Below are 15,497 nucleotides of genomic sequence, written 5' to 3'. Positions count from 1 at the left end.
TTGTGACGCCGAGTTCACGATGATTTAGACGCATCGGTAAATAATATTACCGATTCGTTTTCTTGTGAACTGCTCAGTCTCAATTTGACCCGAGTTGCTTCTCGATGACGTTCACAAAGCCGTTTTCATCGGGCGCCGTCATGCTCGACCACGCCTGCACGACCTTGCCGTCGCGCCCGATCAGATACTTGTAGAAGTTCCACTTCGGCGTGGTGCCGGAGGCCTGCGCGAGCTGCTTGAACAGCGGATTCGCCTCGGTGCCGCGCACCGACGACTTGGCGAACATCGGGAATTTCACGCCGAAGGTGCTTTCGCAGAAGTCGGCAATTTCCTTGTTGGAGCCCGATTCCTGGGAGAAATCGTTGGACGGGAAACCCAGCACCACGAGCCCGCGCGAGCGGTATTTCATGTCCAGCGACTCCAGCCCCTTGTATTGCGGAGTGAATCCGCAGAAGCTGGCCGTATTGACTACCAGAACCACCTTGCCGGAGTACTGGCACAAAGACTGGGGTTTTTCATCCTGCAGCCGCGGGAAGGTGTGTTGCAGGATTGCCGGGCATCCTGCGGCCTCTGCCGGAGCGGGCGCGGCGGACGCCGTCTGGGCGTGGGCGGGAAGGGTCGAAAAGAGGCTCGCCACGAGGGAAATCGCGGGGGCGCAGCGCCAGAGCGTCGACAATCGGAAGAGGGTTCGCATGGCGGGCTCCTGGGTCAAAAAGGGGGGTGTGCATCCGTGCCGCAACGGCGCACGTATTCGCATCATCGCGCGTCTGTCATGGTCGCGCCAAACTGGCCGACTAAAATCGGCGGCCATAGAAAGACATTGATGCTCTATCCGGAACTCTTCAGACAACTCGAATCCGTCCGCTGGGACATGGACAAGGACATTCCCTGGCAGTCGTTCGACGCTTCCTTGCTGTCGGAAGAGCAGGCGCAAACCATCAAGATGAATGCCATCACCGAGTGGGCGGCGTTGCCGGCCACCGAGATGTTCCTGCGCGACAACCGCCACGATAGCGATTTTTCCGCTTTCATGTCGATCTGGTTCTTCGAAGAGCAGAAGCACTCGCTGGTGCTCATGGAGTACCTGAAGCGCTTCAGCCCCAAGCACGCCCCCACCGAAGAAGAGCTGCACGAAGTGCGCTTCGACTTCGACCCGGCCCCACCGCTCGAAACCCTCATGCTGCATTTCTGCGGCGAAATCCGCCTCAACCACTGGTACCGCCGTGCCGCCCAGTGGCACACCGAGCCGGTCATCAAGCACATCTACACCACGCTGAGCCAGGACGAAGCCCGCCACGGCGGCGCCTACCTGCGCTACATGAAGCGCGCGATGGAAAAGTTCGGCGACGAGGCCCGTGCCGCGTTCACCAAGGTCGGCGTCCTGATGGCCAGCGCGCGGCGTACGGCGCAGGCCCTGCACCCGACCAACCTGCACGTCAGCAAGGCGCACTTCCCGCGCGACACCATCCAGAGCCGCATGCCCGATCCGGACTGGCTCGAGCACTGGCTCGACAAGCAGATCAAGTTCGATGCCGTCTGGGAAACCAAGGTTGGCGAGCGCATCCTGCACAACCTGAGCCTGCTGATGAACCGCAGCTTCAAGACGGTCCAGGAACTGAACCGCTACCGCAAGGAACTGGCGGCCACCCTGGGCCCCAAGCCCGAATACCAGGGCGCATAAAGAAAAACGCCCCGCACGCCGGGGCGTTCTTTCTTGAAGGACCCGTGTCACAAACCGGGGACGCCAGCCGTCTAGCTCCCATGGACGACGCCACCCTCACCTTCGACCGCCACCGCCCTCGCCTGCAGGGCATCGCCTACCGCATGCTCGGCTCCCTGGCCGAGGCCGAAGAGGTCGTGCAGGACGCCTGGCTGCGTTGGCATGAAGCCGCCAAGGACACCTTCGACAGCGCCGAAGCCTGGCTCGTGACCGTGGTCACGCGCCTGTCGATCGACCGGCTGCGCGCCGCCAAGGTCCAGCGCGAGCATTACATCGGCGCCTGGATGCCCGAGCCCATGCTGACCGAGGCGCCCGACACGCCCGAGCAACTGCTGGAGCGCGCCGACAACATCTCCGTTGCCTTCCTCGCCGTGCTGGAGCGCCTCGCCCCCGAAGCCCGCGCCGCCTTCCTGCTGCGCGAGGTGTTCGATGCCGACTACGAAGAAGTCGCCCGCACCCTCGGCAAGAGCGAGGCCGCCTGCCGCCAGCTCGTGCACCGCGCCAAGGTCCAGGTGCAGGAAGGGCGCCCGCGCTTCACCGTGCCGCGCGAAACCCACGAGCGCCTGTTGCGCGCCTTTGCCGACGCCGCCGCGCGCGGCAGCCTGCATGACCTGAAGGCGTTGATGGCCGAGGACGTCGAACTCATCGGCGACGGCGGAGGCAAGGTGCAGACCTTCAGCAAGATCCTGCGCGGCAGCCAGCGCCTGGCGCAGCTGTACTACTCGCTGTGGCGCCGCATGGGGCCGGCGGTGCGCATGGAAATGGTCGACATCAACGGCGAGCCGGGCATGCTGCGTTTTCTCGACGGCGAACTCGAATCGGCCCAGACCTTCGAAATCGAGAACGACCGCATCGTGCGCATCCGCGCGCAGCGCAACCCCGACAAGCTGGCGCGCATCGCACAGCTTTTTTCTTCGAAATAGTTCGCGCGGCGTGTCACAGGGCGCATGGCTCGCCCGTCTTCAGTAGGTAGCAAGCAGATTTCATCGCAACCCACCTGGAGAAACCCATGAACACCACCGCACGCCTGAACTGGTTCAAGCTCGTCCCGAAGTCCTTCGAGGCCATCCTCGCCGTCAACACCACCATCGAGTCGAGCACGCTCGGCAAGACCCTGGTCGACTTCGTCTTCGCCCGCGTCTCGCAGATCAACGGTTGCGCCTACTGCCTCGACATGCACGTGCGCGACCTGCGCAAGCAGGGCGAGGAGTGGCAGCGCATCAACAGCCTGCCCACCTGGCGCGAGGTGAGCTTCTTCAACGAGCGCGAACGCGCTGCGCTGGCCTGGGCCGAATCGCTCACGCGCCTGGCCGACGACCATGACGAACGCGAAGCAGAATTCGCCGCGCTGAAGGCCAATTTCAGCGACGTGGAAATTGCAGAACTCACCGTGGCAATCGCGCAGATCAACACCTGGAACCGCCTCAACGTCGGTATGCGCGTGCCGGTCGCAGTCAAGCCGCTGGCCTGAACGGGCTTACCTGCGCTCCACCACCATCGGCGAGATGCGCAGGCTCTCGCGCAACTGCGCGACCGCTTCGCCGGCCGCATTGCGCGAGGCAAAAGGCCCGGCCTGCAGCCGGTGCGTGCCGGCTTCGCTGAACACATGCAGCTGCGGCGCCAGCGAAGGCAGCCCGCGCGCGGCCTGGTTCAGCAGGCTCTGTGCACCGTCGCGTTCGCGAAAGGCGCCGAGTTGCACCCAGAAGCCCGGCAGTGCCAAAGGCTGTGCAGCGCCGGCAGGTGGCTGTGACGCAGGCGCCGCCTGCAACGGGGCCAGGTCGCTCACCACGATGGCCTGCCGGGTCGGCGGAATGGAAGGCGGCGACTGTGCCGATTCCGGCTCAGCCCCCGGCGGCAGCGCCGCGGCCATCGGCGTCTGCGGCGTGACGGGCATCGTCGATGCCGGTGGTGGCATGTCGTCATTCACCGTCGCGACTGGCGCCACCCATTCGGCCGGCACCCGCACCTGCTGCGCGCTCGCCACACGCACCGGCGCTGCGCGTACGGGAGCAGGCGCTTCAGCCGCCGCATACGCCGTCCCCGAATCCCGCCGCCATGCGCCCGTGCGGATGTCCTCGTTCGTGATCCGCTCGATCTCCACCGGCGCGACGCCGCGCAGCAGGTCGAGCTTGAGCGCGGCCGTGTAGCTCAGGTCGATGACGCGGCCGTCCACGAACGGGCCGCGGTCGTTCACGCGCACGATCACCTCGCGCCCGTTGGCCGGGTTGCGCACGCGCACATAGCTCGGCAGCGGCAGCGTCTTGTGCGCGGCCGTCATGGCGTACATGTCGTAGGGCTCGCCGCTGGAGGTCGACGCCGCGTGGAACTTGCGACCGTACCAAGAGGCCAGTCCCGACTCGCGGAACGGCCGATCGTCGGTGAGCGGCGCATAGCCGCGACCCAGCACTGTGTACGGCTTGCTGGTGCCGCCGCTGGTGCGGATGGGCTCGATGCGGGGTTCGGCATCGGGCACGTTGGCGAGGTCCGGCGGAATGTTGGTGCCCGGCCCGTCGCGGCCGCTGGCTACGCCGCTCCCGCTGCGCGGACCGCTCGCGCAACCGGCCAGAAGGACGGCGACAGCCACCGCGCACGCAGCCAGCGCGGTGGCGGCGGAGGAGCGAGCGCCGTCAGCCAAATACCGCCTTCCACAGCGCCAGCATGGCCTCGCGCTCAGGGGCCAGGGCGGGCGGGGTGACTTGCGTCGGTTCTTCGTTGAGGCGCGCGCGATGCTGCACACGGCGCAGCTCGCGATAAGCCCGCGCCGCGCTGCGGCCCACGCCTTCGGGCAGCAGCCCCGCCAGTTCGGCGCGCAGCAGCAGCGCGATGTTGCCCACGTTCGGAATCAGCTCGGGATGCTCGCCCGACGACGACAGCACCAGAAACTGCACCGCGAACTCGGCATCGACCATGCCGCCAGGGCTGTGCTTCACGTCGAAGCGATCGGTCTTCACCGGCCGCGCGCCGCGCAGCTTCTCACGCATGGCGATGATCTCGGCCTTCAGCGCCTCGCGGTCGCGCGGCGACACGAGCACGGCCTCGCGCACCTGGTCGAAACGTGCGCCCAGTTCGGCGCCGTGGTCTTCGCTGCCGAGCACGAAGCGCGCGCGCGTCATGGCCTGGTGCTCCCAGGTCCACGCGGTGTTGCTGCCGCGGCCGAGCTGGTATTTCTCGTAGGCCTCGAAGCTGGTGGTAAGCAGGCCCGAGTTGCCGTTGGGCCGCAGGGCGGTGTCGATCTCGAACAGGTCGCCCTCGCGCGTCTTCACCGTGAGCCAGTTGATGAGCTTGCGCACGTAGGCCGCATAGACCTCGCCAGCGCGCTCGTCGTCATCGTCGTAGACGAACACGATGTCGAGGTCGCTGCCGTAGCCCAACTCTTTTCCTCCCAACTTGCCGTAGCCGATGATCGCGAACTGCGGCACCTCGCGGTGCCGGTTGCGCACGTGCGGCCAGCACCAGCGGGCGGTCACGCGCAGCGTGGTGTCGGCCAGCGCGCTCAGGTCGTCGGCCACCTGCTCGACGGTGATGCGGCCGTCCACGTCGCGTGCCAGAGTGCGGAACACCTCGGCGTGGTGCGCGTGGCGCAGCAGGTTCAGCAGGCGCTCCTCGTCGGCTTCCCCGGTGCGGGTGAGCGATGCGTGGCGCGCCTCGAGCTCGCGCTCGAACTCGGCGGCGACGAAGCGGCCCGACAGCATTTCGTCGCTCGCCAGTTCGTCGATCACGCCCGGGTGCTGCATCAGGTAGCGTGCCGGCCACTTGGCCGCGCCCAGCAGGCGCAGCAGGCGTTCCTGCACGGCCGGTCGTTCGACCAGCAGCGCGAGATAGCTCTCGCGGCGCATCAGCGGCTCGATCCAGTCGGCCCAGCGCATCGCGGCATCGACGTGGCGCGGCGTCTGCCCGGCGCCATCGCCGTCGGGCTCCTTGAGCCACTGGCCGGTGCGCTGCACCAGCTGGCGCAGCCGCCCGCGTGTTTCTTCGCGCAGGGCCAGCACGCGGGGCTGTTCGCACCAGTCGCGGATGCGCTCGGCGAACACCGGGGGCAGGTCGTCGAGCAGGTCGGCCAGATCGGCGGGCGCGGCGGTCTTCTTGCCGCTGCACTTGCCGTTGCAGGGCTTCTCGCCGCCGAGCAGCTTGTCGAACTCCTGCGCGACGAACTCGCGGTGCGTGTCGAGCTGCGCGAGGAAGGGGCAGCACTCGGGATAGCCCAGGGTCTGGGCGATCCAGCGCAGGTCGTCGTCGGACACTGGCAGCACATGGGTCTGCTGGTCGTCGAGGTATTGAATACGGTGCTCCACGCGGCGCAAAAAATCATAGGCCGCGGCCAGAGCATCGGCCGTTTCCTGCGGCATGAGGTTGGCGCGCGCCAGGCGCTGCAGCGCATCGAGCGTGGGCCGCGTGCGCAGCTCGGGAAACTGGCCCCCGCGAACCACCTGCAGCAGCTGCACGGTGAACTCGATCTCGCGGATGCCGCCGCGCGACAGCTTCACGTCGTTCGCGCGCTCGGGCCGCCCGGCGCTGCGGCGCGCCGACTGCTCGCGGATCTGCCGGTGCAGCACGCGCAGCGAATCGAACACGCTGTAGTCGAGATAGCGACGGAACACAAAAGGGAGCACCGCGCCGCGCAATCCCTGGGCCTGGCCCGCGAGCACGATGTCGCGCGGAGCCACCACCCGGCTCTTCATCCAGGCAAAGCGCTCCCATTCGCGGCCCTGCACCTGGAAATACTCTTCAAGCGCATCGAGCGAGACCACGCTCGGGCCCGAGTTGCCGTTGGGCCGCAGAGCCAGGTCGACGCGGAACACGAAGCCGTGCTCGGTGGTGTCGCCCACCAGCGCATAGATGCGCTTCACGGCGCGCGCAAAGTACTCCTGGTTGGCCAGCCGGCCGCGCCCGTCGGCGTCGCCCCTGGTCTCGCCGTCCACGTCGTAAAGGTAGATCAGGTCGATGTCGCTCGACACGTTGAGCTCGCGCGCGCCGAGCTTGCCCATGCCGACGATCCACAGCTGCGCGCGCTGGCCCTCGGGCCCGAGCGGGGCGCCGTGCACTGCGTCGAGTTCGTGGCATGCGTCCTGGCACGCAATATCGAGTGCCAGTTCGGCCAGCTCGGTGACGGCGGTGGTCACCACGGCCAGCGGCGCCTGCTCGTCGCAATCAAGCGTTACAAGCCGCTCCATCACAAGCTGCCGCACAATTCGCAGTGCATCGCCAACGCTGTCCCCACGTTGGCGCAATGCCTCGTAAGCCACCGTCATCGACTCGCGCCGCGGCGCACCAGGGGGAAGCAATGAAAGCTCGGCCGCATACCTGCGACGCAGGCGCTGCACGAAGCGTGAGTAAGAAGAGAGCGCGCTGCGCGTTGAAGTGGCTGGCAACTGGTTCACACTGATGCTGGTTTCCGTGGAACCCCTCTGAATGCTGGCGGTCATAATTCCCGACACAGCGCGATCCTCAATGAACGACACGGCGTCTACCCCTTCACGTCTGCTCAAAATCACCGCTGTGACGGCGCGCTGGCTGCTGGGTCTGTTGATCGCTGCATGGCTTCTGCTGGCGCTGTCAGTCGTTGTCCTACACGCGTGGATTGTGCCGCGAATCGGCGATTTTCGCGGCGCACTGGAGGCACAGGCTAGCAAGGCCATCGGCGTGCCGGTACGCATCGGATCGATCACCGCCCGCTCCGAAGGGCTTTTCCCGGCCTTCGAACTGCGCGACGTGGTGCTGCAGGATGCAGACAAGCGAGAGGCGCTGCGCCTCGTGCGCGTGGTGGCCAGCGTGTCGCCGCGCTCGCTCTGGCGGCTCAACTTCGAGCAGCTCTACGTAGAGGGCCCGGAGCTCGACGTGCGCCGTGACACTCAGGGAAAACTCCATGTGGCTGGATTGCACATGGCGACCGATACGACCGGAGAGACCCGCGGTGCCGACTGGTTTTTCGCTCAGCGCGAGCTGGTCATCGAAGGCGGCACCGTGCGCTGGACCGACGAACAGCGCCAGGCCGAACCCCTGCTGCTGACCGACGTGCGCTTCGTTGCGCGCAACAGCGCCCGGCGCCATGGCCTGCGGCTCGACGCCACGCCGCCGGCCGGCTGGGGCCAGCGCTTCACCCTTCGCGGCCAGTTCCGCCAGCCGCTGCTGTCGATGCGCAGCGGCCACTGGCAGACCTGGGACGGCCAGCTCTATGCCGACCTGCCCTACATCGACGTCACGCGGCTCGGCCAGTACGTCTCGCTCGACGCCCGCATTCGCCAGGGCAACGGCGCGCTGCGCCTGTGGGCCGACGTCGACGACGGCCAGGTCGTCGGCGGCGCGGTCGACCTGGGGCTCGACAAGGTCGACGTCTCTCTCGACAAGGGCCTGCCGCCGCTGGTGCTGAACGCCGTCACCGGTCGTCTCGCGGGGCGGCTCTCCGAGGAAACGCTCGAGTTCTCGACCACTGCGCTGCAGTTCGACACCAGCGACGGCCTGCGCTGGCCCGGCGGCAACCTGTGGCTGCAGCACACGCCGAACAGGGGCCGCACGCCCGAGCACGGCGCGCTGCGCGCCGACCGCCTCGACCTGGCCGCGCTCGCCCTCATCGCCGACCGGCTGCCCCTGGGCGACGCCACGCACCGCGTGCTCGACGCCTACGCGCCGCGCGGCCTCGTCGAGCACGTCGACCTGAACTGGCAGGGCTCGCTGGGCGCGCCCAGCCGCTACCAGGCCAAGGGCCGCGTCAGCGGCCTGCGCATTGCCTCGCAGCCCGGCGCGGCGGATGAGGCGGCGGGCCCGCCCGCGGCGGCGGCCTCGGCACCGTCGGCGACCACCGCTGCGGCCACCCCGCCCAGGGTCCATGCGGGCACCCCCGGCCTGAGCGGCGCCACGATCGACTTCGACGCCACCCACACCGGCGGCACCGCCACGCTCGCCATTGCAAAGGGCACGCTCGAATTCCCGGGCGTGTTCGAGGAGCCGGTCATTCCCATCGACCGGCTCTCGACGCAACTGCAATGGAAGCTCGACAACGGCAACGCGCAGCTGCAGATGTCGAAGCTGAGCTTCGCCAACGCCGACGCCGAGGGCGACGCCCAGGCCAGCTGGCGCACCAGCGACCCGGCCACCTCGAGCAGCAAGGCCCGCTTTCCCGGCGTGCTCGACCTGCAGGGCAAGCTGACCCGCGCCGACGGCACGCGCGTGTTCCGCTACCTGCCGCTCGACATTCCCCAGCACACGCGCGACTACGTGCGCGAAGCCGTCACCAAGGGCGTTGCCAGCAGCGTCGACTTCCGCGTGCGCGGCGACCTGCACGACATGCCGTTCAAGGACCCGAAGCAGGGCGACTTCCGCATCGCGGCCAAGGTTGCGGACGTCAACTACGCCTACGCGCCGCCGTCCGTCGCAGCGCCGTCGCGCAACGGCGTGCCCGCCCCGGTGTGGCCGCCGCTCACCGGCCTTTCGGGTGAGCTGGTGTTCGAGCGCGACGGCATGCTGGTGCGCAACGCGCGCGGTCGCCTGGTCGGCGCCACCGGCGTGGAGGTGACCAAGGGCGAAGCGCAGATCCCCGAGCTGTCGCACCACGCGCAAGTGCTGCGCGTCGATGTACAGGCCAAGGGCCCGCTCGGCGAGGTTCTGCGAGCGGGCGCGCCGCTGGCCGGAGAAACCGGCGAGATCATGCGCACCGCGCGCGCCACCGGCTCGGCCGACTACAAGCTGCACCTCGAGCTGCCCCTTGCGGCCATGGAGAACGCCAAGGTGCAGGCCTCGGTCGTGCTGGCCGACAACGAACTGCAGGTCGTGCCCGAGGCGCCTTCGTTCACGCAGGCCAAGGGCACCGTCAGCTTCACTGAAACAGGCTTCTCGCTGGCCGGCGTGCAGGCCAGGCTGCTGGGCGGTGACATCCGTGTCGAGGGCAAGGGCCGCTTCAGCGGCCCCAACCGCGAAGTCGCCCTGAAGGCACAGGGCACGGCCACCGCCGAGGGCCTGCGCGGCGCGCGCGAGATCGACTGGCTCGCCCGCCTCGCGAAGAACTCGACCGGCAGCACGCCCTACGCGGCCACCTTCTCGGTGCGCGACGGCACACCCGAGTTCTCGCTCACCAGCAGCCTGCAGGGCCTGGCGCTGCAACTGCCGCCGCCGCTCGTGAAGACCGCCGAAGAGCAGATGCCGCTGCGCATCGAGAAGAAGGTGCTCGCGCGCGAAACCCGCCAGGGCACGAGCGTTGCCACGCAGGACCAGCTCTCGCTCGACCTCGGCCGCGTCGGCGCCATCCAGTACGTGCGCGATCTCGTCGGCAACGAGGCGCGCGTGCTGCGCGGCAGCATCGGCGTCGGCCTTGCGCAGGGCGAGACGGCCAGCCTGCCCGACAAGGGCGTGTTTGCGAACGTCAACGTCGCCAAGCTCGACATGGCCGCATGGCAGGCGCTGATCGGCGACGCCGCCAGCACCGGCACCGAGGCCGCGGAGCGGGCCGACGATCCGTCGCAGGCCTACCTGCCAACACGCATCGCGGTGCGCGCGCAGCAGCTCGGCATTGCGGGCCGCACGCTGCACAACGTGGTGCTCGGCGGCACGCGCGAGGGCACCGTCTGGCGCGCCAACATCGACGCCACCGAACTCAGCGGCTACGCCGAATACCGCCACACGCAGGCCGGGCGCCTCTACGCGCGGCTTGCGCGGCTGAAGATCGCGCCGGCCGAGGCCACGCAGGTCGAGGCCCTGCTCGACGAGCAGCCCGGAACCCTGCCGGCCCTGGACATCGTGATCGACGACTTCGAGCTGCTCGGCAAGCGCCTCGGCCGCGCCGAGATCGACGCCGTCAACCGCGGCGGCGCGGGTCGCGAATGGGCGCTCAACAAGCTGGTCTTCACCATGCCCGAGGCCAGCTTCGCGGCCAAGGGCAGCTGGGCCGCGGTGCCCGGCGCCGCGGCCGGCCAGCGCCGCACCGCCATGACCTTCAAGCTCGACATCGCCGATGCCGGCGAACTGCTCACGCGCTTCGGCATGCCGGGCGTGCTTGCGCGCGGCCGCGGGCGGCTCGAAGGCGACGTCAACTGGCGCGGCTCGCCGTTCTCGCTCGACTACCCGAGCCTGGGCGGGCAACTGCAGGTCGACGTGGAGCAAGGCCAGTTCCTCAAGGCCGACCCGGGCCTGGCCAAGCTGCTCGGCGTGCTGAGCCTGCAGGCGCTGCCGAGGCGGCTCACGCTCGACTTCCGCGACGTCTTCAGCCAGGGCTTCGCCTTCGACTTCATCCGCGGCGACGCGAAGATCAACAAGGGCATCGCCAGCACCAACAACCTGCAGATGAAGGGCGTCAACGCCGCCGCGCTGATGGACGGCTCGGCCGACATCGTGCGCGAGACGCAGAACCTGCGCGTGGTGGTGGTGCCCGAGATCAATGCCGGCACGGCCGCGCTCGTGGCCACCGCCATCAACCCCGCCATCGGCCTGGGCACATTCCTGGCCCAATGGGTGCTGAGCAAGCCGCTCGCGGCGGCGGCCACGCAGGAGTTCCACGTCGAGGGCACCTGGGCCGACCCCAAAATAGCGAAGGTGCCGCGCACCCTGCAGCTGTTGCCACAGAGCATTCCGAACATCCCCGGCCTGCCGGGCTCGTCGACAGCAGACGAAGGCAAGAAAACGGAGATCACGCAATGAAAGTCGCAGCCATCCAGATGGTGTCGGCCATCGCCCGCGAAGCCAATCTGGCGCGTGCGCACGGTCTGCTTGCACAGGCCGCAGCTGCGGGCGCCGAGCTGGCCGTGCTGCCCGAGTACTTCTGCATGATGGGCGCGCGAGACACCGACAAGCTCGGCCTGCGCGAGACCGCCGGCGCGGGCGCGGTGCAGGGCTTCCTGGCCGACGCGGCGCGCGAGTTCGGCCTGTGGATCGTCGGCGGCACGCTGCCCATCGAGAGCACCGATGCCGAGCACGTGTTCAACAGCTCGCTGGCTTTCTCGCCCGAAGGCCGGTGCGTGGCGCGCTACGACAAGATCCATCTCTTTTTCTTCGACAACGGCACCGAGCGCTACGACGAGCGCCGCGTCATCGCGCCGGGCAAGGAGCCCGTGGTGTTCGACCTGCCCTCGCGAGACGGCCACAGCTGGCGCGTGGGCATGAGCGTGTGCTACGACCTGCGCTTTCCCGAGCTGTACCGCGCGCTCGCCAAACAGGGCGCCGACCTGCTGCTGGTGCCCAGCGCCTTCACGCGCACCACCGGCGCCGCGCACTGGGAGGTGCTGCTGCGCGCCCGCGCCATCGAGAACCTGGCCTGGGTGGTCGCGCCCGCGCAGGGTGGCACGCACGAGAACGGCCGTCACACCTGGGGCCAGTCGCTGGTGATCGACCCCTGGGGCACGGTGGTGGCGCAGCAGGCCAGCGAAGAGGGCGTGGTGCTGTTCGACATCGATGCCGCACAGGTCGAGCGCACGCGAACGCAATTGCCCGTGCTCTCGCACTGCGTTCTCTAGCAATGTCCGATGCGCGGCTGACCGTCGCACCGCAGCGGTGGGCGCTGCTGGCGTACGCGCGGCTGCGCTCGCTGTGGCAGCGCTGGTTCTTGTGGCTGCTGCTGGCGGTGCTGGTGTCGGTGCTGCTGGTCACGGTGGTGTGGCTCGCGGGGCGGCATGAGGTCGAGCAGGTGCAGGCGGCGCTCGACCGCGACACCGCCGACGCCGTCTCCGACCTGCGCAGCGGCTTCCAGCGCAATGCGCAGAGCCTGCGCGCCACGCAGGCTCCGGGCGTCGACCGCGCGCAATGGTCCGAGGTTGCGGCCGCGCTGCTGCGCGAGCATCGCGAATGGCTGCGGCTCGAATGGCGCGACGCCGCGCTGCGCCCGCAGCAGGCCGTCAACACGCCCTATCGCATGCGCATCCTCGACGAGGAGAGCCGCGGGGCCGAGCAGTCCGACGTGACGCTGGCCTGCGCCGCCGCGCGCAAGCTCGGCGCGCCGGCCTATTCGCCGAGCCACTACGTGCCGATTGCCGGCGGCGGCGGCATCGAAGTGATGGAGCTGTGCGTGCCCATCGATGCCGGGGGCTATCTCGTGGCCAGCTACTCGCTGCGCGACGCGCTGATCGAACTGGTCGGCCCCACGCTCACGCGCGGCCAGGAAGTGGCCTTCACCGAGGCCGACGGCACGCGGCTGGTGGCGCTCGGCACCTCGCGGCGCACCGGCACGCGCGTGTTCACCTCGCAGCAGCTCATCGACCTGCCGGGCACCGCGCTGATGCTGCGCGTCGACGGCTGGCGCGCCGCACCCGACCTGTTCCCGAACATGCTCACGGCGCTGGTCACGGCGATCTCCATCGCGCTGGTGTCGGTGCTGGTGCTGCTCGCGCGCGACACGCGCCGCCGCCTGCGCGCCGAGCGCGACCTGGCCGACGCGCTCGCCTTCCGCAAGGCGATGGAAGACTCGGTCATCACCGGCCTGCGTGCGCGAGATTTGCAGGGCCGCATCACCTACGTGAACCCGGCCTTCTGCGAGATGGTCGGCTTCAGCCCCGAGGAGCTCATGGCCGACAACGCCGATGCGCCCTACTGGCCCACCGAGCTGGCGCACGAATACCAGCAGCGGCAGGCGCGGCGCCTTGCGGGCGGCATGCCGCCGCGCGAAGGCTTCGAGTCGGTCTTCATGCGCAAGGACGGCACGCGCTTTCCGGTGCTGATCTTCGAGGCGCCGCTGATCAACGCGCACAAGGTGCAGACCGGCTGGATGAGCGCGTTCATCGATGTGAGCGAGCAGCGCCGCATCGAGGAGCTTTCGCGCGCGAGCCAGGAGCGGCTGCAGGCGAGCGCGCGGCTTGCAACGGTGGGCGAGATGGCCTCGCTGCTGAGCCACGAGCTCACGCAGCCGCTGGCCGCCATCGCCAGCTACGCGAGTGGTTCGCTCAACCTGCTCGGGCCGCATGCCAAGGGCGACCAGGGAGAGGTGGCGATGGCGGTGAGGCGCATTGCCGAGCAGGCCGACCGCGCGGGCCAGGTCATTCGCAGCGTGCACGACTTCGTGCGCCGGCGTGACCGCACGCGCGAGGCCGTGGCGCCGCAGGCGCTGATCGACGCGGTGCTGCCGCTGGTGCGGCTGCAGGCGCGCAAGCTCGGCGTGATCATCGAGGTGGTGCTGGAAGACCGCCTGCCCGCGGCCATGTGCGACCGCACGCTGGTCGAGCAGGTGCTGCTGAACCTCGCGCGCAATGCGATGCAGGCCATGGACGGCCCCGACAATGTCGGCAGCCGCGTGCTGCGGCTGCGCGTGGCGCGCGCCAACGCGGTGGGCGCCGCGGTGCAGGAAGACGGGCGGCGCTGGCTCGAGTTCTCGGTGGCCGACCTGGGCAGCGGCATCAGCGAGGAAGTTGCCGAGCGGCTCTTCACGCCCTTTTTCACCACGCGCGCCGATGGCATGGGGCTCGGCCTCAGCCTGTGCCGCACGGTGGTGGAGCAACATGGCGGGGCGCTGGTGTTCGAGCCGAACAAGCCGCGCGGCACCGTGTTCAGATTCACGCTGCCGGCCGCGGGCTGACGGCGTTTCAATCAATCAATCAATCAAACAAACTTCTGCTGGATCTCACCGCATGCAACCGCTGATCGATGGCTTGATCTTTATCGTGGACGACGACGCCAGCGTGCGCGAGGCGCTGGCCTGGCTGCTGCGCTCGCGGCGCCTGGCCAGCGAGCACTTCGCAAGTGCCGAGGCCTTCGAGCAGTTTCTCGACCAGGGCCCGCTGCCCGAGCAGCCGCTGTGCCTGCTGCTCGACGTGCGCATGCCCGGCACCAGCGGACTGGTGCTGTTCGACCGGCTGGCCGAGCGCGGCCTGCTGCCCTCGATGCCGGTGATCTTCCTGACGGGCCACGCCGACGTGCCGACGGCCGTCGACGCGGTCAAGCGCGGTGCTTTCGATTTCTGCGAGAAGCCGTTCTCGGACAACGCGCTGGTCGACCGCATCGAGCATGCGTTGAATGCGTCGCTTCAGGCGCTGGAAGTGCAGCGCGTGCGGCGCGGGCTGGCCGAGCGCATCGGCGAGCTGACCGACCGCGAGCGCGACGTGATGCGGCTGGTGGTCGAGGGCCTGCCCAACAAGCTCATCGCCGACCAGCTTGCGATCAGCGTGCGCACGGTGGAAGTGCACCGCGCGCGCGTGTTCGACAAGATGGAAGTGAAGTCGGCCGTCGAATTGGCCAACCGACTTCGGGATCTCTAGAAGATCAGACCTTTTCCGCGACGAAGATTTCGACGCGGCGGTTCTGGGCGCGGCCTGCTGCCGTGCCGTTGTCGGCCAGAGGCTCGCGCGAGCCGCGGCCGTCGGTGGTGATGGCCGTGGTCGACACGCCTCGGCCCACCAGGTGATTGCGCACGCTGTCAGCGCGGCTCACCGAGAGGCGTTCGTTGCCTTCTTCGCTGCCCGTGTTGTCGGTGTGGCCGACCACGCGCACGCTGGCGGCGGTGGCGTTCTTCAGGCCGTCGGCGACCTTGTCGAGTACCTGAGCCAGGTTGCGCTTGACGTTGGCGCGGCCGGTGTCGAACGACAGCTCGTTCGGGATCACCACGTGCAGCTGGTTGTCGGCGGTCTGTTCGATCACCGCGCCCGTGCCCTTGGTCGAGGCTTCCAGGTCGGTCTTCAGTGCGGCCAGGCGGGCCGTCCAGCTGTTGGCTGGCGCAGCCGGTGCAGCAGCCGGAGCGGCGGCTGCCGGCGGCGGCGACTGCGAAGCGCAGCCCGCAATAAAAAGCAAAGCGGCCGCAGCCGCACTAGCAACAACAAACTTCCTCATGAATTTCCCTCTCTATGGACCAATGGAACGGTAGTGGTGGGAACCG

General features: G+C 68.6%; 11 protein-coding genes. 7 read left to right on the top strand and 4 right to left on the bottom strand.

The window, feature by feature from the left end; all coding sequences use genetic code 11:
- Positions 1 to 79 precede the first annotated feature (79 nt).
- A complete protein-coding gene (locus ACZYSP_RS33210) occupies positions 80 to 694 on the bottom strand; it encodes a glutathione peroxidase (protein WP_093055284.1) in 615 nt (204 codons plus the stop codon).
- Positions 695 to 823: 129 nt separating this feature from the next.
- Between ACZYSP_RS33210 and ACZYSP_RS33205 the strand changes: the two genes are divergently transcribed.
- From ACZYSP_RS33205 to ACZYSP_RS33195, 3 genes are all read left to right on the top strand, one after another.
- Positions 824 to 1,681 carry a ferritin family protein gene (locus ACZYSP_RS33205; protein ID WP_093055286.1) on the top strand — a complete coding sequence of 286 codons (858 nt, stop codon included), beginning with the start codon at positions 824 to 826 and terminating at the stop codon, positions 1,679 to 1,681.
- 80 nt (positions 1,682 to 1,761) lie between these two features.
- Positions 1,762 to 2,643 carry an RNA polymerase sigma-70 factor gene (locus tag ACZYSP_RS33200; protein ID WP_489018824.1) on the top strand — a complete coding sequence of 294 codons (882 nt, stop codon included), beginning with the start codon at positions 1,762 to 1,764 and terminating at the stop codon, positions 2,641 to 2,643.
- 86 nt (positions 2,644 to 2,729) lie between these two features.
- On the top strand, positions 2,730 to 3,191 hold the full coding sequence (locus ACZYSP_RS33195; protein ID WP_093055290.1) for a carboxymuconolactone decarboxylase family protein: 462 nt from the start codon (positions 2,730 to 2,732) through the stop codon (positions 3,189 to 3,191).
- 6 nt (positions 3,192 to 3,197) lie between these two features.
- Here the strand turns inward: ACZYSP_RS33195 and ACZYSP_RS33190 are convergent, their stop codons facing one another.
- Both ACZYSP_RS33190 and glnE read right to left on the bottom strand, forming a co-directional pair.
- Positions 3,198 to 4,355 (bottom strand): septal ring lytic transglycosylase RlpA family protein, encoded by a 1,158-nt coding sequence (locus ACZYSP_RS33190; RefSeq protein ID WP_354336627.1) that lies wholly within the window; start codon positions 4,353 to 4,355, stop codon positions 3,198 to 3,200.
- Complete coding sequence (gene glnE / locus ACZYSP_RS33185) at positions 4,348 to 7,143, bottom strand: bifunctional [glutamate--ammonia ligase]-adenylyl-L-tyrosine phosphorylase/[glutamate--ammonia-ligase] adenylyltransferase (RefSeq protein ID WP_489018821.1); 2,796 nt, start codon at positions 7,141 to 7,143, stop codon at positions 4,348 to 4,350. The genes ACZYSP_RS33190 and glnE overlap by 8 nt, the downstream gene beginning before the upstream one ends.
- Before the next feature lie 25 nt (positions 7,144 to 7,168).
- Here glnE and ACZYSP_RS33180 point away from each other — a divergent pair, with 25 nt between their 5' ends.
- Genes ACZYSP_RS33180 through ACZYSP_RS33165 form a run of 4 tightly spaced genes read left to right on the top strand, consistent with a single transcriptional unit; the run spans position 7,169 to position 14,883 of the window.
- The gene (locus ACZYSP_RS33180) at positions 7,169 to 11,344 is read left to right on the top strand and encodes a YhdP family protein (RefSeq protein ID WP_489018819.1); all 4,176 of its coding nucleotides are present in this window, start codon (positions 7,169 to 7,171) and stop codon (positions 11,342 to 11,344) included.
- Positions 11,341 to 12,156: a carbon-nitrogen hydrolase family protein gene (locus ACZYSP_RS33175; protein WP_426390856.1), complete on the top strand. Its 816-nt coding sequence runs from the start codon at positions 11,341 to 11,343 to the stop codon at positions 12,154 to 12,156. Before ACZYSP_RS33180 ends, ACZYSP_RS33175 begins: the two co-directional genes overlap by 4 nt.
- 2 nt (positions 12,157 to 12,158) lie before the next feature.
- Positions 12,159 to 14,204, top strand: coding sequence for an ATP-binding protein (locus ACZYSP_RS33170; RefSeq protein ID WP_489018816.1), 2,046 nt, complete (start codon positions 12,159 to 12,161; stop codon positions 14,202 to 14,204).
- A gap of 52 nt (positions 14,205 to 14,256) precedes the next feature.
- Positions 14,257 to 14,883, top strand: a complete 627-nt coding sequence (locus ACZYSP_RS33165; protein WP_093076246.1) for a response regulator transcription factor — start codon at positions 14,257 to 14,259, stop codon at positions 14,881 to 14,883.
- Positions 14,884 to 14,887: 4 nt separating this feature from the next.
- Here the strand turns inward: ACZYSP_RS33165 and ACZYSP_RS33160 are convergent, their stop codons facing one another.
- Positions 14,888 to 15,451 (bottom strand): OmpA family protein, encoded by a 564-nt coding sequence (locus ACZYSP_RS33160; protein WP_093055304.1) that lies wholly within the window; start codon positions 15,449 to 15,451, stop codon positions 14,888 to 14,890.
- Positions 15,452 to 15,497 lie beyond the last annotated feature (46 nt).

The sequence above is a fragment of the Variovorax sp. F042 genome (genome assembly GCF_057814215.1).
The sequence above is the reverse complement of the archived record's forward strand: the minus strand, read 5'-3'. Positions and strand labels throughout refer to the sequence as shown.

Excerpts from the sequence above, each read along its gene's own strand:
- ACZYSP_RS33210 (WP_093055284.1), bottom strand. The coding sequence starts at position 694 with ATGCGAACCCTCTTCCGATTGTCGACGCTCTGGCGCTGCGCCCCCGCG.
- ACZYSP_RS33205 (WP_093055286.1), top strand. The coding sequence starts at position 824 with ATGCTCTATCCGGAACTCTTCAGACAACTCGAATCCGTCCGCTGGGAC.
- ACZYSP_RS33200 (WP_489018824.1), top strand. The coding sequence starts at position 1,762 with ATGGACGACGCCACCCTCACCTTCGACCGCCACCGCCCTCGCCTGCAG.
- ACZYSP_RS33195 (WP_093055290.1), top strand. The coding sequence starts at position 2,730 with ATGAACACCACCGCACGCCTGAACTGGTTCAAGCTCGTCCCGAAGTCC.
- glnE (WP_489018821.1), bottom strand. The coding sequence starts at position 7,143 with ATGACCGCCAGCATTCAGAGGGGTTCCACGGAAACCAGCATCAGTGTG.
- ACZYSP_RS33180 (WP_489018819.1), top strand. The coding sequence starts at position 7,169 with ATGAACGACACGGCGTCTACCCCTTCACGTCTGCTCAAAATCACCGCT.
- ACZYSP_RS33175 (WP_426390856.1), top strand. The coding sequence starts at position 11,341 with ATGAAAGTCGCAGCCATCCAGATGGTGTCGGCCATCGCCCGCGAAGCC.
- ACZYSP_RS33170 (WP_489018816.1), top strand. The coding sequence starts at position 12,159 with ATGTCCGATGCGCGGCTGACCGTCGCACCGCAGCGGTGGGCGCTGCTG.
- ACZYSP_RS33165 (WP_093076246.1), top strand. The coding sequence starts at position 14,257 with ATGCAACCGCTGATCGATGGCTTGATCTTTATCGTGGACGACGACGCC.
- ACZYSP_RS33160 (WP_093055304.1), bottom strand. The coding sequence starts at position 15,451 with ATGAGGAAGTTTGTTGTTGCTAGTGCGGCTGCGGCCGCTTTGCTTTTT.